The organism is Proteiniphilum sp. UBA5384, assembly GCF_002410825.1.
Classification (GTDB): domain Bacteria; phylum Bacteroidota; class Bacteroidia; order Bacteroidales; family Dysgonomonadaceae; genus Proteiniphilum.
Genome location: NZ_DHOS01000041.1, coordinates 25,760 through 49,624 on the forward strand (window position 1 = coordinate 25,760; position 23,865 = coordinate 49,624).

The window sequence follows — 23,865 nt, forward strand, 5'->3', positions numbered from 1 at the left end:
CTCCCTGACGGTAGTATCCACCGGATAGCTGAGGAATTGGATATGAAACCCGAAACCGTAAGGAACTATTTTGGTGGATATAATTTTAAAGAAGGTAAAAGTGTAGGAATACATATTGAACCGGGGCCGAATGGTGGTATTGTTGTTCTCGATGATACCACTATCTTTGATAAGGCATTGGATATTCTAGGTCTGAAAGATTATCCCGAACCCGATTCGGTGGAAGCTGAAGAAAGAGAGTAAAAAAAGAAAACCCACTTTTGGCTATATCCGGTGGGTTTTTTTGTCTCTGAATTATTAACATTGGTGTTTGCAGGATATTATCTCTTGCGGATACTCTTAAAAATGATGGTATGAAAAAAGATAAAGATGACAACGGGACCAACGATGCAAAACTCGTTACCGTTGCAATTCATACATATGAGAAGGCACATATATTGAAATCGATCCTTGAATCGGAAGGAATTCCGGCTGTCATACATGGTATTCAAATGATTGATCCGGTGGTGCCCGAAAATGTGCGTGTACGGATCAATGAGAGTGATCTTCCCAAGGCGCTCCAGATCATTGAAGAAGTAGATTTTACCTCGACAAATATGGAAGATAAGAATCAAAAGACAAAAAAAGAGATTCTTATTCCGGTAGATTTTTCTGATTATTCTTTGGTAGCATGTGAATTTGGATTTCGTCTGGCGAGTGACCTGGATTGTAAAGTGAAGCTGCTACATGCATTCTTTACACCTTTTTATCCCGCATCGGTACCCTTTGGAGATACCTTCGCCATGCAGACGACTGACAAGGATCTCTTTCAGGATGTAAGAAACAGGACTGAAAGAGAGATGCAGGCGCTAATAGAGAAAATTGAAAGCAGGATAGCTTCTGGTTTGATCCCGGCAGTATCCTATAAAACAGCGCTGGTTGAGGGATTACCCGAAGAAGAGATCATCACTTATTCCAAAAAAATGCGCCCCACTGCTATTGTCATGGGTACAAGGGGCAAAAACGCCAAAGAGTTAGACCTGATAGGGAGTGTGACCGCCGAGGTGATGGATGGTTGCAGGACGCCCGTTTTTGCTATTCCTGAGGATACAAAAATAAGAAGCCTTTCAGAGATGAGGGCTATTGTCTTTCTTACCAACTTCCAGGAGCGTGAATTTAAAGCGTTCGATATTATGATGAAGTTTTTGAAGCCTTATCCGGTGAAGGTCTATCTGGCACATATTGCAAAGAAAGAAGATGTATGGAATGAGATTAAACTCTCAGGTGTACAGAAACGCTTTTCGGATCTGTATCCCCATCTTGAGATTGAATATAAACTGATCGATCAGAATGAAGGGTTAGAGATTACACTCGATAAATTTGCAGATGAACATAAGGTGGATATGATCTCCTTGTCGAGTTCCCGGCGTAATATCTTCGCAAGGATATTCAATCCGGGAATTGCCCGAAGAATGATATTTCATTCCGATACGCCGTTATTAGTAATTAAAGGTATGTAAAATAAAAAAGGGTTCCTCATTAAGAAGAACCCTTTTTATGTGTATTTTACCTTATTTTATTTGAGACCCAGTTTTGTTTTTACCTGCGGAGTGATATCCGTGGCTGAAGGTGTCATATATACGAGAGGCGATTGTACCGAAGAAATGTCATAGACAAATGTGTACTTGTTTTCATCCCCAATAGCTTTAATAGCTTCAAATATTTTCCTGTTCACAGGTTCAAGCAGTTGCTGTTGCAATTGACTCATTTCCTGCCGGCTGTTTTGAGAATAGACCTGGAATCTTTCCTGAATCTGACCCAATTGTTTTTGCTGGTCTTGTTTTACAGCTTCAGAAGAGCCAGGATTTTTTTCAAACTCTTCTAATTTCTTGTTGAATTCCTCCTCCAGCGCTTGCATGTTCTTAGTAATTTCATCCTGTTTATTAGTTAGCTGGGTTTCAATGCCGGATAGTTCTGGCATGGCGGCAAAAATCTCCTGTACATTGACTGTGGCGATCTTCACCTCTTGTGCCACGGCTGCCAATGGAGCTACGGCAATAAATAAAATTAATAACTTCTTTAACATGATTGCTATTTCTATTTTTTGTTGGTAATTCGATAAAAATCGGCTACAAAGATAATCTATTTATTTTAATATCCTAACCTTGAGAGCACTTGATCGCTGATGTCAATACCGGGTGATGCAAAAATAATGGATGTGGCGGAGGCCCTGTCTATCACCAGCGTATAACCTGCTTCGGTGGAAATGGCTTTGACTGCTTCATAGACATCGTCCTGAATGGGTTTGATGAGTTCTTCCTGCTTTTTGAACAATTCCCCCTGTTGTCCGAAATATTTGTTTCTGAGCTCTTGGATGGCATTTTCTTTGGCTACGATTTCATTCTCCCGTTTGGTTTTTTCATCTCCTTTCAGTAGAGCAAGGTCTGCCTGGTATTTTTTGTACATGGCATCAACTGCTGCTACTTCTTTGTCTACCTCATTCTGCCATTGTTTGGATAATGACTCGATTTGTTTGCCGGCACTCTCATATGTCGGGATTCTTTTCAGGATATACTCCATATCGATTAAGGCGTACCTTTGCGCATAGGTGTTTCCCACTGCTAACGCCATGAATATCCCTACCAAAAAAAGTACTTTCTTCATATTATTCTTGTTTTAATTACTACTGAATAACTACCGAATATAAAGACTGTCTCGGTAATAAAACGTTTACAGACACCTTGATAAATTATGTTAAACGAAAATCCTTCGGGATGAATTAGAATTCCTGTCCGATAATAAAGTGGAACTGGCTCCCTCCCCTTTCTCGGGTTCCTCGTCCGTATACAGTATCGAAACCATATGCCCAGTCGATGCCCATCAATCCGATCATCGGCAGGAAGATACGTGCTCCCACTCCTGCTGAACGTTTCAAGTCGAAAGGATTGAATTCTTTTGTGGTCTGCCATGCATTTCCTGCTTCGAGGAATGCCACACCGTAAATAGTGGAATTGGGTTCCAGAATAAACGGATAGCGTAATTCCAGTCCAAGACGAGTATAGGCACGGCCCTCCGTCATGATTGAGTTATTTTCATACCCGCGTAATGCTATATTTTCAGTGGCGAAGGTAGACGTATATCCCGTCATGCCGTCACCTCCCACATCGAATGTTTCAAAGGGGGTCTGTTTGTTTTTGTTATAGTGTCCTAATAGTCCGAATTCAACTCTGGTTGCCATTACCGGGGTCCTTTTTACCGTCATGGGAGTTAACGGGGTGAAGGTACGGATTTTTAATTTCCATTTATGATATTCATTCCATTTGTATTTGGCCGGATCAGCATCCGACATATTAGCATAATCGTTGCCATCCCACAATGAGAAAGGTGGGGTAGCACTGACGCTTAATGTAAATTGAGAACCGGTACGCGTATAGATGGGATTGTCGGTAGAGATGCGGGAGAGTGTTAACCCGAGCGAGATACTATTACTGCTTCCTGTCTGGAACTTAAAATAGTTATATCTCCAGTTCTTCAAATTATACAATTGATAACCCAATTCTGCCATAAACTGGAAATAGTCATCCGGCCATTCGAGTCGCTTTCCATATCCCACTGAAATTCCTACCATATTGAAGACCTGATCGGGATCGTAACTATATTCCATAGCGTCCTGGTAATAGCCGCTATAGCCGCCATAGCCCCCGTAACCACCATACCCTCCATACAGATAAGGATTGCTATACATATTCTGGCTGTAATAGCGATCGTTCATTCCGGTCATCCTGGAGTAATAAGCACTGAATGAAAGGTTGTTTGGCCTTTTACCACCAAACCAAGGTTCAATAAACTGAAATTGGTAAGATTGATAATACTGACCGTTGGTCTGTGCGCTCAAAACGAGCGTTTGCCCTTCGCCCTGTGGGATGATGCCTCTATGCATAGATGGATTGATCAGATTTTTCAGTGAGAAGTTATTCAGTCGCAGGCTGAGTTTTCCCACTAGTCCGGTTACACCCCATCCGGCCGAAAATTCGATTTGATCATTCCCTTTCGACGTCAATGGATAGGTGATATCCACAGTCCCATCTTCAGGGTTGGGATTGATTCCCCCACTGATATCAGCGGAAAGAGCTTCGGGATCAAAGTGTCCTGTTTGTGCGATTTCACGTACCGAACGCAACAGGTCGTCTTTGCTGAATACCGCCCCCGGTTTTGTCCTTAACTCACGGCGAATAATATCTTCATAGAGACGGTCGTTCCCCTGGATAATCACCCGTTTAATGGTCGCTTTGGGACCTTCTATCACACGGAGCTCCAAATCCACAGAGTCGTTCTCGATATTGATCTCTACAGGGTCTATATTTGAGAACAGGTAACCGTTATTCTGGTATAGGTTGACGGCGGCATTTTCATCCTGGATCAACCTTTCCTGTAATTTCTTCTGATTATAAATATCGCCCGGCGACATGTTAAGCAGTTGTCCTAATTGAGAAGAAGGATAATGGGTGTTCCCTACCCAGTTGATAGAGCGGATATGATAGAGTGGCCCTTCTTCTACTGCAATTTCTATATTGACTGTTTTTTCGTCGTGTTTGTAAACCGTGTCGCGAAGGATTTCCGCATCACGGTACCCTTCTTCATGATATTTTCCTATGAGATTGCGTTTATCCTCTTTGTAAAGATCCTCCACAAACTTTTTTGAACGGAAGAGGTTGGCCAGTTTCCCTTTTTCGTTGGTTTTCTTCATGGCCTTTTTCAGTTTACGATCCGAAAGAGCTTGGTTCCCATCGATGCTGATATTGTTAACCTTCAATTTTTCTTTTTTGTCGACGTCGATCTCCAGTGTCACCTGGTTTTTTTGTGTGGAGTCGGGACGTTGCATGATTCTTACTTCTGCATCACCGAATCCTTTTTCGGAGAAATAACTCTTAATGATCACTTCTGCACGGGATATCTGGGGAGGCGTAATCTGATTTCCTTTTACGACACCCAGTTTTTTCTCGATATCTTCCTGCTCTCCCTTTTTCATGCCTTTATAGCGGATATTACTTACGCGGGGACGGTCGGTCAGACTTATCTCCAACCAGATACTGTCACCCTCAATCTTATTTTGTAATATCTTTACGTCGGAAAAGAGCCCATGTCGCCAGAACTTTTTGACGGCATTGGTGATATCCTGACCGGGGACCTGTATCTGTTGGCCTTTGGAAAGGCCGGAAAAGCCTACAAGGACAAATTTCTGCTCTTCATACATGGTGCCTTCCACTCCCGTCACTTCGATATCGGCGATATAGTACTTTTTGGAAGGAGCAGTATAATTTACGTCCGGTAATCCGGTAGCGGACGAAGGTATGGTGTCATTGGTCTGTGCCATTGATATAACCTGCGACAGTATGACAAATAACAGAAGTAAATAAGGTATTTTCTTCAACATTGTGATATTTTTCTTTTCTCTGACTCTCTTTATTCGGTGGAGAACTATTATTGTTCAAATTCTAATTGTTCACTGGTTTTACCATATCTTCTTTCTCTTCCCTGATAATTGAGAATTGCTTTGTATAATGCCTCTTCCCCGAAATCGGGCCAGAAGATATCGGTAAAATAAAACTCTGCATAAGCACATTGCCAAAGCAGAAAGTTACTAATTCGCTGCTCACCCCCGGTGCGTATCAACAGGTCGGGATCGGGAATTCCGCATGTGGTAAGATAATTACCAAGAAGCTCTTCATTGATATCTTCTACCTGTAGATACCCTTTCACTGCGTCATTCGCTATTTTTTTTGCAGCCGCGGCAAGTTCCCATTTAGAAGAGTAACTTAATGCAAGCACTAAAGTAACCCGTACACCCCCCGCAGTTTCTCTTATACATTCCTCAAGGGCGGTACGTGCATATTCCGGCAGACGATTCTTATCCCCGATTGAACGGATACTGACTCCATTTTTTTTCAGGAAAGGAGTTTCTTTGGAAATAGCGTATACCATTAAATCCATTAATCCTTTTACTTCATCAGTGGGACGGTTCCAGTTCTCAGTGGAAAATGCATAAAGGGTAAGATACCGTACCGATGCCTTTGAGGCGGCTTCCACTGCTCTTTTTATTGCACTAATACCCTCTCTGTGTCCTTCGCCGCGCCCCAGTCCCCTGGATTTTGCCCATCGTCCGTTTCCGTCCATAATAATGGCGATATGGGCGGGCAGGCGATCCCTATCTATCTTTTCAAGCAACGACATTTTTCTACGACTGAATTGTTAATTTCCATGGCAGGGATCTTCACGTAAACCGAACTCCCATGTCAGGAAAACCATTGTGAATGAATACCAGTCCCGATTTTTGAATAGACTGCTCTGAATGCCGTAGGGACTGTCTAAACTCCATCCGGTGGTTTGTCGAACCACATCGAAATCATCCCTAAACAACTTTCGCATCGAAAACTCGATACCGATATTCATTTTATTTTTTAATTTATACTTAAATCCCATTCCGAAAGGAATGTTTGCATCCATAAAAAAATTATCTCCCGTGGCATAGGTAGCACCTACGCCGGTAAATAAATAAGGAGTATAGGGTTTTGTCCCGAGATAGCTATATTTATCGCTATATGGGAAAAAATTGAACTCCACTTGTGTCCCCAAATCTGCCAAGGTACGATGAAACGATGCCTGTACTGAGAACGGGAAAATATTGCCCGAATCGATACTCTTTCCGGAAACGTTTCCTACAAACAGGTTAGCCTTGATGCCCCAGTGAAAATTGATGTTATACCGGAATAGGAGCCCCCCCGCCACTCCCGGATGGAGATAGGGTCTGGTCCTGTTGGCGTCCCCCATATAAAACGAGGTACCTATGGCGCCTCCAATCTCATACTTGTATTCCTGGGCACAGACATTCACTGTGGATATCGAAATGAAGAGACCCATTGCAAAAAGTGAGACGACGACAGATCTTTCAATTTTCATTCTGATTGAATTTTGATTGTCTCAACTTTAACGCAAATTTATTACATAAATTGTGTAGGGTAAACTTGCTGCTCGTTTTAACCGTGAATGTGATTTCTTCGATCAGTTTTGATTAAACTTGTTGAGCCTCCCTTTCCAGATATCCCCAATTTGGGTGTCGGACAAGGATATTCCGCCGAATATCCATATATTATTGTTATTATCGGTGATAACCGATGCATATTTTCTTGCGGTAAAATCAACAGGTTCGCTAGGAAAAGCCTGATTTTCGCCTGCGTTACTCCACTCGGCACCGTAATTATTTGAATACATCAGCAGATTTTTTCCGGTGGATGTGGTGGTTATCAGGTATGGCTGGTCATCGTAGAAAAAAAGACTGCTCCCTTCCAGAATTCCTTCATCCGGTTTCTGTGAAGTGAAAAATGTGATAATGCCATTGGACTCCTGTAATACCCAGATGTCATTATTGGAGGTGTTATCGGCCTTTTTTCCGCCTGATATGAAGATGAATTTGTTGGCATATACCGTACTACTTTCCACTGTTAATGCCGAAAAATCAGTTACCGGCATATTCTCCGGTATATTATTCATCAGTACAATTTCCGAGAATGCTTCGCTTGTCTTGGCGAACTTGAGTGTCCCTCCGTCATTTACCGCCAACAGGACACTGCCCTGTGTGACAAAAGGAAGTTCTCCGTATATGGCTTTCACTTCATATGAAGTTGACACCTCATTCCATGTGATAGCATTGTCAGAGCGATAAACTGCACCCGAGGGAGTAAGGGCATACTGGGTACCTCCGCATGTAATGAGTGATGTGAGGAGAATATTATCGGGCATTCCGGAGAGAGAAGAGGCTTCTGTCCATTCCGGGTTTTCGGAAATAGGGGCTGAATAGGCTTTTATCCCGGACCCTGACCGGTAATAAGTGTAAAAATCATTCTCGTGGGCTATCGTCCGGTGTTCTCCTACGGGAGGAGCCAGATAACTGTCTTTTATCCGGTTCCAGTCAATGATATAGGGGTCGCTCTGGTATATGCCCAGTTTAAACTGATAAGTCTTTTCGTGGAGGCCATCGGGAGAAGTGGTTTTGATCTTCTTTAACCTGGGTAGTGCAATTGAATCCAGTTGATTCCATATATAGGTACTGTCATCCGGACTGCCGGTGAGCGTGAGTTCTACCTTATAGAATGGAAAATAGGTGTTCGAGCTGGATAAGCTCAAGCTGATGCTATCCACGTGAAACAGGTAGGGTAGCGGTTCTTTATTGAATATTTCCCCGTTTATCTGGTCGATGGTAAAGGAGACGTCTGTCAATACTCCAACGGAGTCTGTCTTGGATGAAAGCGAAATGGCATATATCTGCGGATCGGTAGGACGATCCAACAGGTAGTTGTCGGAGGAGTTAAGGCAAGAGGAGAACAATAATATGTTCAGGATAAGTACCGATGTCCAAAGGAAATATTTAGATATCATTTGTTTCAAAATATTGTACACCACTGTTATTTAGGATATGCAAAAGTAGAAAGATTTTTCTCTTTAACCATATTAAAATGAATATTTAATGAAAATTTCGAGTTATTTTGCTCTTTAAATGAAATTGAACCGACCCCGGATACTTTACAGAGGTAATTACATTACCCTCTATATTGGGTGCTTTTGTTCCTGTATGAAGAGGTTTTTCGGCTATTTCAATATATGCTTCGTCCCACATCCCCTTCTCGATGAAAGAGTCCAATAATTGGGCACCCCCTTCCACCAGTAAAGAGAGTATCTTCTCTTTGTACAGCCGGTCCAGTATTTGTTGGTTGGTGTCTCCCGAGAAATCGATGTCAATATATTTCAGTTGTGTTTTTTTGATGGCGTCATGGGGGGGAGATGCCGTAAATACGATGGTCGGTACCGATCCGTCGAATAAGAATGCATTGGCAGGTATCTTGTTTTCCTTGTCGATTACTACTCGGGCAGGATGTTGCCCGAACCATTTCCTTGCCGTCAGTTGGGGATTGTCAAGAAGTGCGGTATTTGTGCCCACCATGATTCCTTGTACCTGTGTGCGCATCTTATGAACGATAGTATGTGTGAGCGAGCTGGATATGATAACCGGTGTTTTGCCATCACCCGGCGTACGAAAATGATCCATAAACCCGTCACTACTTTGCGCCCATTTTAAAATGATATATGGCCTGTTATGGAGTTGGTTGACAAAAAAGACCCGATTCAATTCTCTTGCTTCTTCTTCCAGTACGCCCTGTATTACCTCTATGCCCTGATCTCTCATCATTGCGATACCTTTACCCGACACCTTCGGGTTGGGATCGCCGGCGGCTACTACTACACGCGGAATTTTTCTGGAGATGACCAATTCCGCACATGGTGGCGTCTTACCATAATGAGCACAGGGTTCAAGAGAAACATACAGAGTCGATTCGGGGAGTAAGTCTGCTTCCTTTACCGAAGCAATAGCATTCACTTCCGCATGCGCTTCCCCGTATTGCCGGTGAAACCCTTCACCGATAATCCGGTTATCGTATACCACTACAGCACCTACCATGGGATTGGGTTTTGTAAAACCTTCTCCCTTGCGGGCAAGCTGAAGGCATCTTTTCATAAATAGTGGATTGAATTCCATTTTTTATTATCTTTACAAATCGTTATGCAACAACATTCGGTTCGACATATCCTTCAACAACTGGACGGGTTTTATACCCGGACAGAAATTTCTGTCATTGCGGGGCTTGTCCTCGATGAGATATGCAGTAACAAAAATACTTATTTATCCGGTTCGGAACTCCGGAAAGTAGAAGATATTGTCAGGAGGTTGAAAAATGGAGAGCCGATACAATATGTATTGGGTAAGACGGAGTTTTATGGAATGCCTTTTGAAGTTACGCCCGATGTGCTTATTCCCCGTCCGGAAACTGAGGAGCTGGTAGAATGGATACTCTCTGAGAACAGGCAAGAGGGTTGTTCGGTGTTGGATATCGGTACCGGTAGCGGTTGCATTGCTGTAACACTGGCAAAAAAAATGACCTCGGCTGACCTTCACGCCTGGGATATTTCGGAGGAAGCTCTCAGAGTGGCATCAGGAAATGCCTGTCTGAACGGTGTGTCGGTACGGTTTTCGTTGCGGGATATTCTTCAACCGGTTGAAGAATATCCCGGTTTTGATATTATAGTAAGCAATCCACCTTATGTGACCGAATCGGAAAAGAAAGATATGGAAATGAATGTCCTTGACTTTGAGCCGCATATAGCCCTGTTTGTTCCCGATCATGATGCATTGCTCTTCTATGATAGGATTGCAGGAGCGGCATTGAAAATGTTGCGTTGCAAAGGGAAAATCTATTTCGAAATAAACAGGGGGAAAGGATTGGAAGTGTGTAGTATGCTTCATGACAAAGGCTTTGTGAATATAGAATTGAGAAAGGATATCTCCGGAAATGACAGGATGGTACGTGCTGTAAAATAGATAAGAGATGGATATGAAAGGTCAGGTAATTACCGAAGAGAAAGCTTATGCGAAGATGACCCGTCTCTGTGCACGAAAAGAGTGCGCTCCTTTCGATATAGTTGGGAAGCTGTCACGGATGGGGCTCTCCGGACCGGTCATAAACAGGATTATCGATCGGTTGGAAAAAGAGAAGTATATCGATGAAAGGCGGTTTATCCGTAGTTTTATCCATGATAAGCTTCATTTCAACAAATGGGGTAAAAGAAAGATAACACTTTCTCTGAGACAGAAGCAATTCTCTCAAAAATTGATCGATGAACTGTTTATGGAATTTTCCGATACTTCGTTTGGTGAATCGTTACAACCGATACTTGAAAAAAAATGGAAAAGTGTAACGGGAAAATCGGACTATGAGAAACGGGGTAAACTGATTCGTTATGCACTGGGAAGAGGTTTTTCCATGGAAGAGATATTGGCAGGTATTGAGAGATTGGGGATGGAGGAAATAACCAGAGGGAAAATGACCAATGAAACGGAATGAATTACTGAACGGACTGGCGCATCTTTTTTTTCCGAATGTATGTGTTGTTTGCGGAAGGGAGTTGCTCTCCGGCGAAGAGGGTGCCTGTCTGGATTGCCTCTATAAATTACCGAAAACCCATAATTTTAAAGAACCTGATAATAAAGCTGAAAAACTCATGGCGGGACGAATACCTTTTGAACGTATCGCTTCTTTCTGTGCCTATTCGAAAGGAGGTACATTACCGCCATTGATCCATCATCTGAAATATCGTTATGGAAAAAATATTGGTCTATTGCTGGGACGGATGTTCGGCAAAGACCTGCTTGGAAGTGATTTTCTCGCTCCACTTGAAATGATTGTGCCGGTTCCGCTGCATCCCAAACGAGAGAAAAAAAGAGGATACAACCAAGCTGAAATCATTGCTGCAGGCCTGTCTGAAATTACAGGATTGGTAGTTTCTGCCGGTAACCTGCTGCGCGTGGTATATAATCCCACACAAACAAAACGTACCAAAACACAGCGGTGGGAGAACGTTAGAGATATTTTCAAAGTAGCGGATACGAGATTGTTTGAAGGAAAGCACCTGTTACTGGTCGATGATGTGATCACAACCGGATCTACACTGGAAGCCTGTGGAATGGCATTGCAGGCATGCAAAGGGGTGAAAATCAGTATCGCTACCCTGGGTGAAGTTTTTTAGCTGTATTTTTTTCTGAAATAATATGCAAATAACTTTGAAAAAGTGTACTTTTGTGATTAATCTGCAAAAAAGTTGACAAAGAGTATGAATACGTTACAAAAATTAACAGCCGAGAAGCTTCTTAGAATCAAAGCCATTAAATTACAGCCATCTAACCCTTTTACTTGGGCTTCGGGCTGGAAATCGCCTATATATTGTGATAATCGGAAATTGATGTCCTATCCGTCGATACGTAATTTTGTAAAGGTGGAGTTTGCTCGGCTTGTTTTCGAGAAATATCCGCATACTGATGCCGTAGCCGGGGTTGCCACAGGTGCCATTGCTCCCGGTGTGCTGGTTGCTGACCTGCTTGGCCTGCCTTTTGTCTATGTTCGTTCAGAGCCAAAAGATCATGGATTAGAGAATATGATTGAGGGTGACCTGAAACCGAAACAAAAAGTGATTGTAATTGAAGACTTGGTTTCTACGGGCGGGAGTAGTCTGAAAGCTGTTGAAGCTATCCGACGCAATGGGTCGGATGTCCTGGGGATGTTGGCGGTATTTACCTATGGCTTTCCTCTTGCAGAAAAACGGATGCATGATGCACGGGTGGAATTGACCACTCTTTGTAATTATGATGCTATTCTGGATGAAGCGTTATCCACGGATTATATCGATGAATCAGAATTACAAACTTTACAGGATTGGCGTAAAAATCCGGAGAATTGGGGACAAACCTTAAAAAAGATAAAGAAATGACTGAGTTTACCAGTGAGGTAAAGACTATTCTACATAGTGATTCCGATGTGTTCCGGGTAATTTCAGACCTTCGCAAACTTGAGTTGGCAAAGGATAGAATCCCCGAAGATAAAATCAAGGAGTTCACCTTTGATAAGGACTTCGTTTCTTTCCGGGTAGAACCGTTAGGGACTGTGGTTCTTCTTGTGGTGGAACGAGAGCCCAATAAAATGGTGAAGTTCAAGTCGGAAAAACTTCCCTTTGAAATTTTTTTTTGGATTCAGTTAGTCGCAAAGGCTGAGAACGACACCCGTATGCGATTGACGGTAAAAGCAGACCTGAATCCCTTTATCAGCGGAATGGTTGAAAAGCCTATAAAGGAGGCGATGGAAAAAGTTTCTGATATATTGGCACAGTTACCTTATGATCAGATATGATACAGGTAAGTACCAAGCGGTAAGCGAGTCGGGATAAGATACTTTTAGCGATAAAGAAACCGGACGAGCTCTTCACAGAGACCGTCCGGTTATTGGAAAATCAAAAAGTCATATAAGAAATAGAACTAATTTAATTGTGGTTTTGATATTTAATAGTATTCAGCGGACGATACCACAGGTATAGGCATTTCGGCATGTGTTTCCCCTACCGGCTGGTTATACCTGTAAACTACGTCGTATGTTGTCTGTTTTTCCCATTCTTTTACCTTGATGGAGAGATTCACAAAATCGGCATCATTTACCCTGAAAGGTTTAAGGTCGAAACAGACAAATCCTTCCACTAATCTTGTCCCTGTCCCCTGATATGCGTTATGGCGGAATTCAAGTTCGACCATATCGGATGGTGTTTCATCTGAGAGCGTGTTTTCGATGAGGTTCACCATGTGTGGCTTCTCCCCACCGTATTTGAAAATGAATGATATATTCAAATAGTCTCCACCTACCCATATATCTTCAATTTTTACCGGGTCATTTCCGATACTGTCTGCGTTTTCAGCATTCAACCCAATAGCCTCCTTTGTGAGGATATTCCATATGTCATTTACTTTAATATCGTAATTATAAGTTGTTTCCAAACTCTCCCAAAGAATGGTATAATTGAGAAACACGCGCTGGTCAGGGGTTGAAGGGAACCTTATATTTCCTGCCGCAGGCCATAGCCGGGTACCATTGTCCAATAGGAATGAATAAGTATTTTCACCCTCCGGTATGACGGTAGCAATGCTGATGTATATATCTCCCAGTGACCTCCCATTGCTGTCGTCACACGAGGGCATGATTAATACCATCCCGATCAGGAAACTGCTGACTGTCAATATCGTTTTCTTCATTCGACTATTTATTCTTTATTGTATGGGACAGGCAATAATGATTTTTGGTTTGTCCTTTTATGTAGAAGATGCATGAAAGGAAAAAACGCTGCATGAGAAACAGGCTTTTTTTGTTGATTAACGATATTTAACTAGACTGGGGCGGAATAGAGTAACTACCCGGGTCTATTCAGGCCTGAATAGTTACGAAATGGATAGGTTCAGGCTGTTTTTAATAGAGTTTTTTGATAAGATCCGGCCTGCCGATTCGTTTTAATTTTTTGATTAATGTCGGTCTCTGATTGGAGTCATACCAGAAAAAGAATTGCCGTTGGGCATTTTTCTCTTCGCCAGTCTTTGCCGTAAAGACCGGTTTCAAAGTGTAGGGGTGGATGCCGGTGTAATAGATCTCTGTGGCGAGAGTCATGGGGGATGGTGTGAAATCCTGAACCTGTTCCAGTTTAAAGTTCAGTTTCTTAGTATTGACAGCCAGTTCTGCCATATCCTCCTCTGTGCATCCAGGGTGTGAAGAGATGAAATAGGGGATTAATTGCTGATTCAGGTTGTACCGCTTATTCAGATTATCGAAGAGTTGTTTGAACTGGTCGAAAAACAGAAATGAGGGCTTCCGCATGATTTTCAATGTCTCGTCGGAAGTATGTTCGGGAGCCACTTTCAATCTGCCTGACACATGATTCTTGATCAGTTCGTTGAGATAATCCCGTCGGGATTCATTGATTTTCTCATTCGGACTCTCCTGCAGTAGCATATCGTAACGGATACCGCTGCCTATAAACGATTTCTTTATACCGGGCAGTGCATCTACCGATCTGTAAATATCTAACAGGGCACTATGGTCGGTATCCAGGTTGAAACAGATTTTTGGAAAGATGCAGGAGGGTTTTTTACATTTCGCACAAATGGACAGATCTTTCCCCTGCATCCGGTACATATTGGCGGAAGGTCCGCCCAGGTCACTTATATATCCTTTAAAATCGGGCATTTGGGTGATTTTCTTCACCTCCTCCAGGATAGATTGTTTGGAACGGGACGTGATGAATTTTCCTTGGTGTGCGGATATGGTGCAGAAAGCACAACCGCCGAAACATCCGCGATGGAGGTTCACCGAGAACTTGATCATTTCATAGGCAGGAATATGCTTATCCTTGTACTTTGGATGAGGCAGACGGGTGTAGGGTAGGTCGAAAGAGGCATCTATTTCTTCTTCCTTCATAGGTGGATAGGGGGGATTGACAATCAATGTGCGGCCATCTACTTTTTGAAGGATGCGTGCTGCCGAGAGTCGATTAGACTGCTCTTCTACCACCCGGAAGTTCTTAGCCTGTTTGAGCTTGTCTTTTATGCACTCTTCGTGAGAAAAAAGAGCGACTTCCTCACTGAATGGATTTGCCGGTACTTCGTCGCAAAGGAAAGCCGTTTGTGGGATATTGGTTATTTCACGAATAATTTTTCCATTGTGGATTTCCCGGATCAGTTGTCGTAGGGGGAGTTCACCCATTCCATAGATCATCAGGTCGGCTTTTGTATCAGCCATAATGCTCTTATGGAGTTTGTCATCCCAGTAATCATAATGAGTGACTCTGCGGAGTGAAGCTTCAACTCCGCCTATTACGACCGGCACATCGGGAAACAGCTCCTTCAGGATACGGGAATATACGGTGACAGCCCTGTCGGGACGCATATCGGCACGTCCGTCAGGGGTGTAGGCGTCCTGCGAACGTAATCTCTTGTTGGCAGTATAATGATTGATCATAGAATCCATCACCCCCGCAGTCACTGCAAAAAAGAGGCGGGGGATCCCCAGTTTTTTAAAATCACGCAAATCATCCCTCCAATTGGGTTGCGGTACGATGGCCACACGCAACCCTTCACTCTCGAGCAGGCGCCCAATGACAGCCGTGCCGAACGAAGGGTGGTCGATATAGGCATCTCCGGAGAAAAGAATCACATCGGGTGCATCCCATCCCCGAAGATTCATTTCTTTCCGGGTAGTGGGTAACCAATCGGTGAGCCGATAAGAATGTTTATCCATGAGGTTGTTCCATACTTCTGTGTGTGTTATTTCGCTCTGCATCCAACCATTTTGCCCTTTCGACGGCCAACCGGATATCAGAGCAGATATTTTCATTTCCAATAATCATAGGAATATCGGATTTTTCGATAGCCTGGCGTACATTGTCATTCACACCGGAAAGTATGATTTGTATCTTTTCTTTTCTGGAGTGACGGCACAATGTCTCCAGGTTGTTCAATCCCGTGGAATCGATAAAAGGTACCTTTCGCATACGGATAATACGAATATATGGATGCTCTCCCAATTCACGTATTATCTCATCGAATTTATTGGCCACACCAAAGAAAAAAGGGCCTTCGATTTCATAGACTTCCACTCGATCGGGTAATTGAAGTACTTCTTCTGGCACGTCGGCAAAATGAGACTCCATCTCTTTTGCCAAATCAATACTCCCGGTAGTGCGTGATACTTGGGTGCTTTCATTCATCCGCTTCAAAAAACCGAAAATTGCAAGCATCAAACCAACGCCAATGGCGATAGTCAGGTCAAAAATGACGGTAAGCAGGAAAGTGGTCATCAGGATGGACAAAGTCGACCTTGACTGTTTGGTGAGTGAAGCAAATGTGCGCCATTCGCTCATGTTATAGGCTACTACCACCAGTACTCCAGCCAGACACGGCATGGGGATATGTCGGGTGAGATCGCCCAAAAACAATACGATCAACAAAAGTACCACAGCATGGATAATTCCGGCTACGGGTGTTTTCCCGCCGTTATTTATATTGGTCATAGTGCGGGCAATGGCTCCTGTAGCAGGAATACCTCCAAAGAAAGGTGTAATGATATTGGCGGCGCCCTGTGCTACCAACTCCATATTGGAGTTATGCTTATGGCCTGTCGCCCCATCGGCAACAGTGGCAGACAAGAGCGACTCGATGGCGCCCAGCATGGCGATGGTAAAGGCGGTAGGGAACAATAACCGGATACTATTGAGGCTCAGCGGTATTTGCTCTATCTCCGGCAATTCGTTGTTGATCACGAATCTGTCGCCAATCGTTTCGATACTGGTGATACCTCCGTAAGTTTTCATCAAATAGGCTATTATAGTCATCACCACGAGTGCCACGAGCGAACCGGGTATTTTTTTTGATATTTTCGGGGTCATCACGATAATGGCTACACTTGCTATTGCAATGAGTGCCGCCCACCAGTTAATTGTATTGAAGTATTGGAAGTAAATCGCCCATTTTTCGAGGAATCCGGACGGTAATGAAGGTGTGTTAAGACCAAAGAAATCTTTTATTTGTGTGGAGAAGATAGTCAGTGCGATACCGCTCGTAAAACCAATGACAATAGGATAAGGAATGAACTTGATCACAGCACCCAGCTTCAGGAATCCCATCGTCATGAGCATCACTCCGGCAAGCACCGTGGCGATGGCCAACCCCTGTACCCCATATTGCTCGACAATGCCGTAAACAATTACAATGAAAGCACCGGTAGGACCGCCGATCTGTACCTTGCTACCCCCCAGGAAGGAAATAATGAAACCCGCAATAATGGCGGTATATATTCCCTTCTCGGGAGTCACACCTGAAGCAATACCAAATGCTATGGCAAGCGGTAGTGCTACTACTCCCACGATTAATCCCGACATCAGGTCGGCAAAAAATTTTTCTCTGTTGTAAGTTTTTAAAGATTGGAAAAGAACCGGTTGGAAATCCTGCAGAAAATTTACTCTCATGAAATCAATGTGACTATGTGACAAACAATGTTCAACGGTGCAAAGATAGTAAATTAAACCGCTCCTTGTTCCACAAGTACGCAAACTCGTTCTGTCACCCGGTCTTCGTTATAAGGATTATAACGAACTTTGAGGCTGTTACCGAACATATTGGCGAAAAGATTGTATGTCCAAGCTTTGAAGCTACCCATGAATGCGTCGATAATGTGATAAGAAGAGGAGTTTGTTTCCCGGTCTACCAATTTCATCAGTAGTTGTCCCTGCGACCGAGTAAGTTTTTTCATTTTGGGACTATATTGATCCATCAGGTACTTCTCCATCCGGTTCAGATGTTTTTGCCGCTCTTTATCGCTGGGAAGAGTTTCCATATATTCGTAAGTTTCCAGAATAATGGCAGCAATCTCCTTGGCATAAGGAAGTGTTTTCTTTACATCCCGCACCAGTTTGGTATAGGCAACCTGATCTTTTGTACTTCGGAAAGTGAGAGGGGAATATTTTATAAAGTCTTTCAGCCACATACAAGCAACGGTATCTCCTTCGAGAATTACAGCAGGATACACATTTGGCATCAAATAAATCGTGGATACCGGTCTTTCGGATTCAGGATTCAAATTGGTCGCATAATATTCCTGTGCCCTTATTCCTGAGGATAAAAGTGCAATGATGAATGTAAGGAATATGAATATAAGTTTTTTCATAAATTCTTTACCGAATGCCACTTGGTTTTATATTTCATAACGATGCAAAGATAATGGGTCACTTTTATTTTTGATTAAAAAACAAGTTAAGTGTAGTTAATTAACCGTCGAGTTTTTAGATTGTTAAGTAAAATCGCTGTAATGAAGAGGAGCATGAGAATTAGATTATTCCCTTTTCCACAAGTACACAGACACGCTCAATGTCGCGATCTTCGCCGTAACGATTATAGCGGATTTTGAGGCTATTACCAAACATACTGGCGAATAGGTTATATCCCCATGCTTTAAAACTACCCATAAAAGCATCGACAATATGATAGGAGGAAGAACTGGTCTCCCGGTCCACTAATTTTATGAGTAATTGCCCCTGTGACCGGGTGAGTTTTTTCATTTTCGGGGTATATTGTTGCTTCAGATATTTTTCCATCTGGTTCAGATGTTTTTGTCGCGCCTTATCGTTAGGGAGCGTTTCCATATATTCGTATGTCTCCAGAATGATGGCAGCGATCTCCTTTGCATAAGGGAGTGTTTTCTTTACGTCCCGTACCAGTTTGGAGTAAGCGACCTGTTCTTTTGTGCTTAGGAAGAGGTAAGGCGAATAGTTGACAAAATCCCTCAGATACATACAAGAAATAGTATCCCCTTCCTGCCAGCAGATAGCTGTATCTCCTTCCATAATAATGGAAACGTAGGAGTTGGGTATAAGGAGATTGTAAACAGGGGTGTTGGAGCCTGATTCCTTATCTGCCGGGGAAAGACGCTGAGCTTCGACCATAGGAGGTAGACAGGCTGTAAGACCCATTATAAAGTATATAGCTATACGTCTTTTCATAACGATACAAAGATAGCGTGTCGCCTATATTTTTGATAAAAAAACGCGTTAAGCGTAGTTAATTACCCCTCTCTCCTGTTCTCAGATTGTTAAGTGAAATAGGGTATATACCGGTCAAAACAGCACAAAACAATAAAAAAACAGGTTATTTTGAGGAATAATCGGGGAAAAAGTGTATTTTTGGCTGGATTAATACGGAAGGCAATGACATACTCTCATCTGGGTGGACTTGTTCATACACAGGCACAAAAATATGGTAATAAAACCGCTATCATGTATCAGAGGCCGGACGGCGAATGGTTGCATCTGTCGTGGAATGAGCTTTCTGTGAAGATCATGAAAACGGCTCAGGCCTTGGCTGAAATGGGATTTATTCCCGGTGAAAACGTAGGAATATACTCCCAGAATATGGAAAAATACTTGATTTCCGACTTTGCTGTCTACGCCAATAAAGGGGTCATGGTGCCCATGTATGCCACTTCATCACCCATGCAAGTGAGTTACATTATCAATGATGCACAGATAGGACTCCTTTTTGTAGGGGAGCAATTCCAGTATAATAACGCATATAAGGTGCAGCAGGAGAGTCAATACTTACAGAAACTCATCGTTTTTGATAAGAACGTGGTATTGAAACCGGAAGATAAGACGTCAGTCTATTTTGATGACTTTATCACCACAGGTGATAATTCGGAATCGCAGGCCTTGGTGAATGCCCGCTTAAAGCAAATGGATAACAATGATCTTGCTACAATTATTTATACCTCAGGGACTACCGGTGAACCAAAAGGGGTGATGCTGAAACATGCCAATTTCTTGGAGGTATTCAGGATACATGATATCCGGCTTACTAATTTATCTGATAAAGACCTCTCGATGTGCTTCCTTCCCCTTACACATATATTTGAAAAAGCGTGGAGTTATTATTGCCTCTATAAAGGGATAGTGGTTGCAATAAACAAGGAGCCGGGAGAGATCAGGAAAACTATCCGGCAGATACGCCCTACATTGATGAGCAATGTACCGCGTTTCTGGGAAAAGGTCTACGATGGTGTGAAAGAGAAAATGGATAATGCTTCGGGAATGATGAAATGGCTGTTTACCGATGCTGTGAAAACCGGATACCGGCACAATCTGGAATATGTGAATAAAGGGAAGAAAGCGCCTGTAGGTAACAGGCTGAAATTCTTTTTCTATCGCCATACTGTTTTTTATTTGGTAAAAAGGGTAGTGGGTATTGACAGGGGAAATTTCTTTCCTGTAGCGGGAGCCCCTTTGTCGGATACGATTAACGAATTCATGCAATCGATAGACGTACACCTGATATATGGATATGGCCTTTCGGAAACAACCGCCACAGTAAGTTGTTTCCCTGCCAAAGGATTCCGGATAGGAACTGTAGGACAAGTAATGCCCGATGTAAATGTGAAAATAGGAGAGAATAATGAGATATTGGTAAAGGGGGCCACCGTAACGGACGGATATTATCATAAACCGGAAGCAACCAAAGCCGCTTTTACTGAGGATGGTTATTTCAGGACAGGTGATGCCGGCTCCCTTACTGAAAATAATGAAATTATTCTTACCGACCGGATCAAGGACCTCTACAAGACTTCCAATGGAAAATATATTGCCCCGCAAATGATCGAGACACGTATAGCCGAAGACAAATATATCGACCAGGTAGCCGTAATCGGCAATGAACGGAAATTTGTAAGTGCGTTGATTATTCCTAATTATGAAGCACTCAGTATCTACGCTAAGGAACAGGGTATCCCCTTTGATTCGATGCAAGAATTGGTGAAAAACCCCGAAATCAATGCATTTATTTTCGGTCGTATTGAATTATTGCAGGCACAATTCACTTCTTATGAAAAAATCAAACGGTTTGCCATGTTACCCGAACCATTTAGTATGGAAAAAGGGGAACTGACCAATACCTTAAAACTCCGCCGGAAAATCATCCTGGAAAGATATGCGGATATTATTGAAGGGTTGTATGTGTGATTCAGTTGCACAACATACGAAGCATATTATTCATATTATCATATTAATTTCCTGTCTTTTCATAATATAGAATGCATCTCGGAAATCTTTTAAGAGTAAACCCTCACGATTGCTCTCGATTTTCACTATATTTGCACCGTTTTTTAAAGTGTATAGGAATGGATTACAATTTCAGAGAGATAGAAAAACGGTGGCAGCAGTACTGGATTGATCACCAGATATATAAAGTGACGGAAGATCGGTCGAAATCTAAATTCTACGTGTTGGACATGTTCCCCTATCCTTCGGGAGCCGGATTACATGTAGGGCATCCCCTCGGATATATTGCCTCGGATATTTTTTCGAGATATAAAAGATTACAGGGATTCAATGTTTTGCATCCTATGGGATACGATGCCTATGGGCTTCCGGCAGAACAGTATGCCATTCAAACCGGACAGCATCCGGCTATCACTACCGAAAACAATATTAAACGCTATCGTGAACAACTGGATAAAATAGGATTCTCTTACGACTGGAGCCGTGAAGTGCGTACCTGCGATCCGAGTTATTACAAATGGACGCAATGGGCATTTATACGTATGTTCCATTCCTACTATTGTAATCAGACACAACAAGCCCGTCCTATTCATGAACTGATAGAGGTTCTTTCCAAAAAGGGGACTGCCGGTCTTGATCTGGCTTGTAATGAACCAATGACATTTACCGCAGAAGAGTGGAATACCAAATCTGAAAAAGAGCAACAGGAGATATTGATGAATTATCGGATCGCCTATCTGGGTGATACCATGGTGAACTGGTGTCCCGAATTGGGGACGGTACTTGCCAACGATGAGGTGAGCGAAGGTCTCTCCATTCGGGGAGGGTATCCCGTGGAACAAAAAAAAATGAGGCAGTGGTGTCTACGTGTTTCGGCGTATGCACAACGGTTGCTTGACGGACTGGATAAAATCGACTGGACCGATTCACTAAAGGAAACACAGCGCAACTGGATAGGGCGAAGCGAAGGAGCAGTAATGCATTTCAACACCTCACAGGGTATGGCATTTGATATCTTTACCACCCGTGCGGATACTATATTTGGCGTGACATTTATGGTGCTTGCACCCGAAAGTGAATTAGTAAAAGGATTGACGACTGATGAGCAGTGTGGGGCAGTAGAGGAATATATCATCAAAACGAAGAAAAAAACTGAACGTGAACGTATTGCGGATAAATCGGTGAGTGGAGTGTTTTCCGGATCGTATGCAATTCATCCTTTTACCGGTGAACAACTCCCTATATGGATATCGGACTATGTATTGGCAGGATACGGAACTGGTGCCATTATGGCGGTACCGGCACATGACAGCCGCGACTATGCTTTCGCCCGACATTTCGATCTCCCCATTATTCCCCTGATTGAGGGATGCGACGTGTCGCAGGAGAGTTACGACGCCAAGGAAGGTATCATGATAAACTCCGGCTTTCTGAATGGGATGACGGTGAAAGAGGCGATTCCTGCAGCTATCAATGAAGTGGAGAGATGTAAGGTTGGCTACCGGAAGATCAATTTCCGCCTCAGGGATGCTATCTTCTCAAGACAACGCTATTGGGGTGAACCATTCCCTGTCTATTACAAAGAGGGGATGCCTTATACTTTAGACGAAAGTGAACTGCCATTGGAGCTCCCCGAAGTGGATAAGTACCTCCCCACCGAAACAGGGGAGCCGCCGTTGGGCCGCGCTGCCAACTGGCAAACAAAAGAGGGCTATTCCCTGGAATTGAATACGATGCCCGGATTTGCGGGATCGTCGGCTTACTATCTCCGTTATATGGATCCCCACAATGATGATGTGCTGGTATCTGAAAAAGCCGACAGCTACTGGCGAAATGTGGACCTATATATAGGTGGTACTGAACATGCTACCGGACATCTTGTCTACAGCCGCTTCTGGAACAAATTCCTGTTCGACCTGGGTGTCTCCTGCGAAGAAGAACCCTTTAAAAAACTGGTGAATCAGGGAATGATCCAGGGACGGAGTAACTTTGTATACCGAATAAAAGGAACAAATCAATTCGTATCGTTGAACCTGAAAGAGCAATATGACGTAACGCCTATTCATGTGGATGTCAATATAGTACATAACGATATACTCAATATTGAAGCATTCCGGAACTGGAACCCTGAATATAAGTCAGCTGAATTTATTCTGGAAGACGGAAAATATATCTGTGGATGGGCCATTGAGAAAATGTCGAAATCGATGTTCAACGTGGTCAACCCGGATGATATCGTGGAAAAATACGGTGCCGATACACTTCGTCTCTATGAGATGTTCCTGGGACCACTTGAACAGTCCAAGCCGTGGGATACCAATGGTATCGATGGGGTACACCGTTTCCTGCGTAGGATATGGAATCTCTTTTATAAGGAAGGGGAGCTGGGCGTGACCGATAATGAACCCTCGAAAGAAGAGTTGAAGTCGTTGCATAAACTAATTAAAAAAGTGTCATTTGATATTGAGCACTTCTCTTTCAATACTTCTGTCTCTGCATTTATGATTTGCGCAAATGAATTGACTGCATTAAAATGTTCGAATAGGACCATTCTGACCGATTTGACCATTTGTCTTGCTCCTTTTGCCCCTCATATAGCGGAAGAGTTATGGCATGTATTAGGCAATGAAATATCGGTATGTGATGCAAAATGGCCTATATGGAATGAAGAATATTTGAAAGAGGATGCTTTCCCTTATGCTATCTCTTTCAACGGCAAATCGCGGTTTGTATTGGAATTTTCGGAGGATACGACCAATGAAGAGATTGAAAAAGCAGTATTGGCCCATCCTAATTCGCAGAAATGGATAGAAGGTAAAAGTCCGAAAAAAATTATTATTGTCCCGAAAAAAATTGTGAATGTGGTGATATAAG

General features: G+C 43.0%; 21 protein-coding genes. 9 read left to right on the forward strand and 12 right to left on the reverse strand.

The window, feature by feature from the left end; genetic code table 11:
• On the forward strand, window positions 1-243 hold a 243-nt coding region (locus tag B4G81_RS08275), incomplete at its 5' end, for a DNA-binding protein (RefSeq protein WP_294081518.1).
• 110 nt (window positions 244-353) lie between these two features.
• Complete coding sequence (locus tag B4G81_RS08280; RefSeq protein ID WP_294081519.1) at window positions 354-1,499, forward strand: universal stress protein; 1,146 nt, start codon at window positions 354-356, stop codon at window positions 1,497-1,499.
• Window positions 1,500-1,555: 56 nt separating this feature from the next.
• Here the strand turns inward: B4G81_RS08280 and B4G81_RS08285 are convergent, their stop codons facing one another.
• From B4G81_RS08285 to ribD, 7 genes are all read right to left on the reverse strand, one after another.
• On the reverse strand, window positions 1,556-2,065 hold the full coding sequence (locus B4G81_RS08285; RefSeq protein WP_294081520.1) for an OmpH family outer membrane protein: 510 nt from the start codon (window positions 2,063-2,065) through the stop codon (window positions 1,556-1,558).
• A gap of 65 nt (window positions 2,066-2,130) precedes the next feature.
• On the reverse strand, window positions 2,131-2,643 hold the full coding sequence (locus B4G81_RS08290; RefSeq protein ID WP_294081521.1) for an OmpH family outer membrane protein: 513 nt from the start codon (window positions 2,641-2,643) through the stop codon (window positions 2,131-2,133).
• A gap of 115 nt (window positions 2,644-2,758) precedes the next feature.
• Window positions 2,759-5,413, reverse strand: a complete 2,655-nt coding sequence (gene bamA, locus B4G81_RS08295) for an outer membrane protein assembly factor BamA (protein ID WP_294081522.1) — start codon at window positions 5,411-5,413, stop codon at window positions 2,759-2,761.
• Between the two features lie 47 nt (window positions 5,414-5,460).
• Window positions 5,461-6,210 carry an isoprenyl transferase gene (locus B4G81_RS08300; protein ID WP_294081523.1) on the reverse strand — a complete coding sequence of 250 codons (750 nt, stop codon included), beginning with the start codon at window positions 6,208-6,210 and terminating at the stop codon, window positions 5,461-5,463.
• Between the two features lie 18 nt (window positions 6,211-6,228).
• Entirely contained in the window at window positions 6,229-6,936 is a 708-nt protein-coding gene (locus B4G81_RS08305; protein WP_294081524.1) for a DUF6089 family protein, read from the reverse strand.
• Between the two features lie 102 nt (window positions 6,937-7,038).
• Entirely contained in the window at window positions 7,039-8,412 is a 1,374-nt protein-coding gene (locus tag B4G81_RS08310) for a DUF6242 domain-containing protein (protein WP_294081525.1), read from the reverse strand.
• 85 nt (window positions 8,413-8,497) lie between these two features.
• Complete coding sequence (gene ribD, locus B4G81_RS08315; RefSeq protein ID WP_414703184.1) at window positions 8,498-9,568, reverse strand: bifunctional diaminohydroxyphosphoribosylaminopyrimidine deaminase/5-amino-6-(5-phosphoribosylamino)uracil reductase RibD; 1,071 nt, start codon at window positions 9,566-9,568, stop codon at window positions 8,498-8,500.
• Window positions 9,569-9,592: 24 nt separating this feature from the next.
• Here ribD and prmC point away from each other — a divergent pair, with 24 nt between their 5' ends.
• The 5 genes from prmC (at window position 9,593) to B4G81_RS08340 (ending at window position 12,767) form a co-directional block, all read left to right on the forward strand.
• Window positions 9,593-10,408 carry a peptide chain release factor N(5)-glutamine methyltransferase gene (gene prmC, locus B4G81_RS08320; protein ID WP_294081527.1) on the forward strand — a complete coding sequence of 272 codons (816 nt, stop codon included), beginning with the start codon at window positions 9,593-9,595 and terminating at the stop codon, window positions 10,406-10,408.
• A 7-nt stretch (window positions 10,409-10,415) separates the two neighbouring features.
• Window positions 10,416-10,931: a regulatory protein RecX gene (locus B4G81_RS08325; RefSeq protein WP_294081528.1), complete on the forward strand. Its 516-nt coding sequence runs from the start codon at window positions 10,416-10,418 to the stop codon at window positions 10,929-10,931.
• Window positions 10,918-11,613: a ComF family protein gene (locus B4G81_RS08330; protein WP_294081529.1), complete on the forward strand. Its 696-nt coding sequence runs from the start codon at window positions 10,918-10,920 to the stop codon at window positions 11,611-11,613. The genes B4G81_RS08325 and B4G81_RS08330 overlap by 14 nt, the downstream gene beginning before the upstream one ends.
• Before the next feature lie 84 nt (window positions 11,614-11,697).
• Entirely contained in the window at window positions 11,698-12,351 is a 654-nt protein-coding gene (gene pyrE / locus B4G81_RS08335) for an orotate phosphoribosyltransferase (protein WP_294081530.1), read from the forward strand.
• Entirely contained in the window at window positions 12,348-12,767 is a 420-nt protein-coding gene (locus tag B4G81_RS08340; RefSeq protein ID WP_294081531.1) for an SRPBCC family protein, read from the forward strand. Before pyrE ends, B4G81_RS08340 begins: the two co-directional genes overlap by 4 nt.
• A gap of 149 nt (window positions 12,768-12,916) precedes the next feature.
• Here B4G81_RS08340 and B4G81_RS08345 read toward each other — a convergent pair whose 3' ends face one another.
• The 5 genes from B4G81_RS08345 to B4G81_RS08365 form a co-directional block, all read right to left on the reverse strand.
• The gene (locus tag B4G81_RS08345; RefSeq protein WP_294081532.1) at window positions 12,917-13,657 is read right to left on the reverse strand and encodes a NigD-like protein; all 741 of its coding nucleotides are present in this window, start codon (window positions 13,655-13,657) and stop codon (window positions 12,917-12,919) included.
• Between the two features lie 211 nt (window positions 13,658-13,868).
• Window positions 13,869-15,689 (reverse strand): YgiQ family radical SAM protein, encoded by a 1,821-nt coding sequence (locus B4G81_RS08350; RefSeq protein WP_294081565.1) that lies wholly within the window; start codon window positions 15,687-15,689, stop codon window positions 13,869-13,871.
• Window positions 15,682-17,415 (reverse strand): SulP family inorganic anion transporter, encoded by a 1,734-nt coding sequence (locus tag B4G81_RS08355; RefSeq protein ID WP_294081533.1) that lies wholly within the window; start codon window positions 17,413-17,415, stop codon window positions 15,682-15,684. The genes B4G81_RS08350 and B4G81_RS08355 overlap by 8 nt, the downstream gene beginning before the upstream one ends.
• Window positions 17,416-17,468: 53 nt before the next feature.
• A complete protein-coding gene (locus B4G81_RS08360) occupies window positions 17,469-18,113 on the reverse strand; it encodes a DUF4294 domain-containing protein (RefSeq protein ID WP_294081534.1) in 645 nt (214 codons plus the stop codon).
• Between the two features lie 160 nt (window positions 18,114-18,273).
• Window positions 18,274-18,945, reverse strand: a complete 672-nt coding sequence (locus B4G81_RS08365; RefSeq protein WP_294081535.1) for a DUF4294 domain-containing protein — start codon at window positions 18,943-18,945, stop codon at window positions 18,274-18,276.
• 204 nt (window positions 18,946-19,149) lie between these two features.
• Between B4G81_RS08365 and B4G81_RS08370 the strand changes: the two genes are divergently transcribed.
• Together B4G81_RS08370 and leuS are read left to right on the forward strand one after the other, a co-directional pair.
• Window positions 19,150-20,952: an AMP-dependent synthetase/ligase gene (locus tag B4G81_RS08370; protein ID WP_294081536.1), complete on the forward strand. Its 1,803-nt coding sequence runs from the start codon at window positions 19,150-19,152 to the stop codon at window positions 20,950-20,952.
• A gap of 158 nt (window positions 20,953-21,110) precedes the next feature.
• Entirely contained in the window at window positions 21,111-23,864 is a 2,754-nt protein-coding gene (leuS, locus tag B4G81_RS08375; RefSeq protein WP_294081537.1) for a leucine--tRNA ligase, read from the forward strand.
• The last annotated feature ends 1 nt before the right edge of the window (window position 23,865 follow it).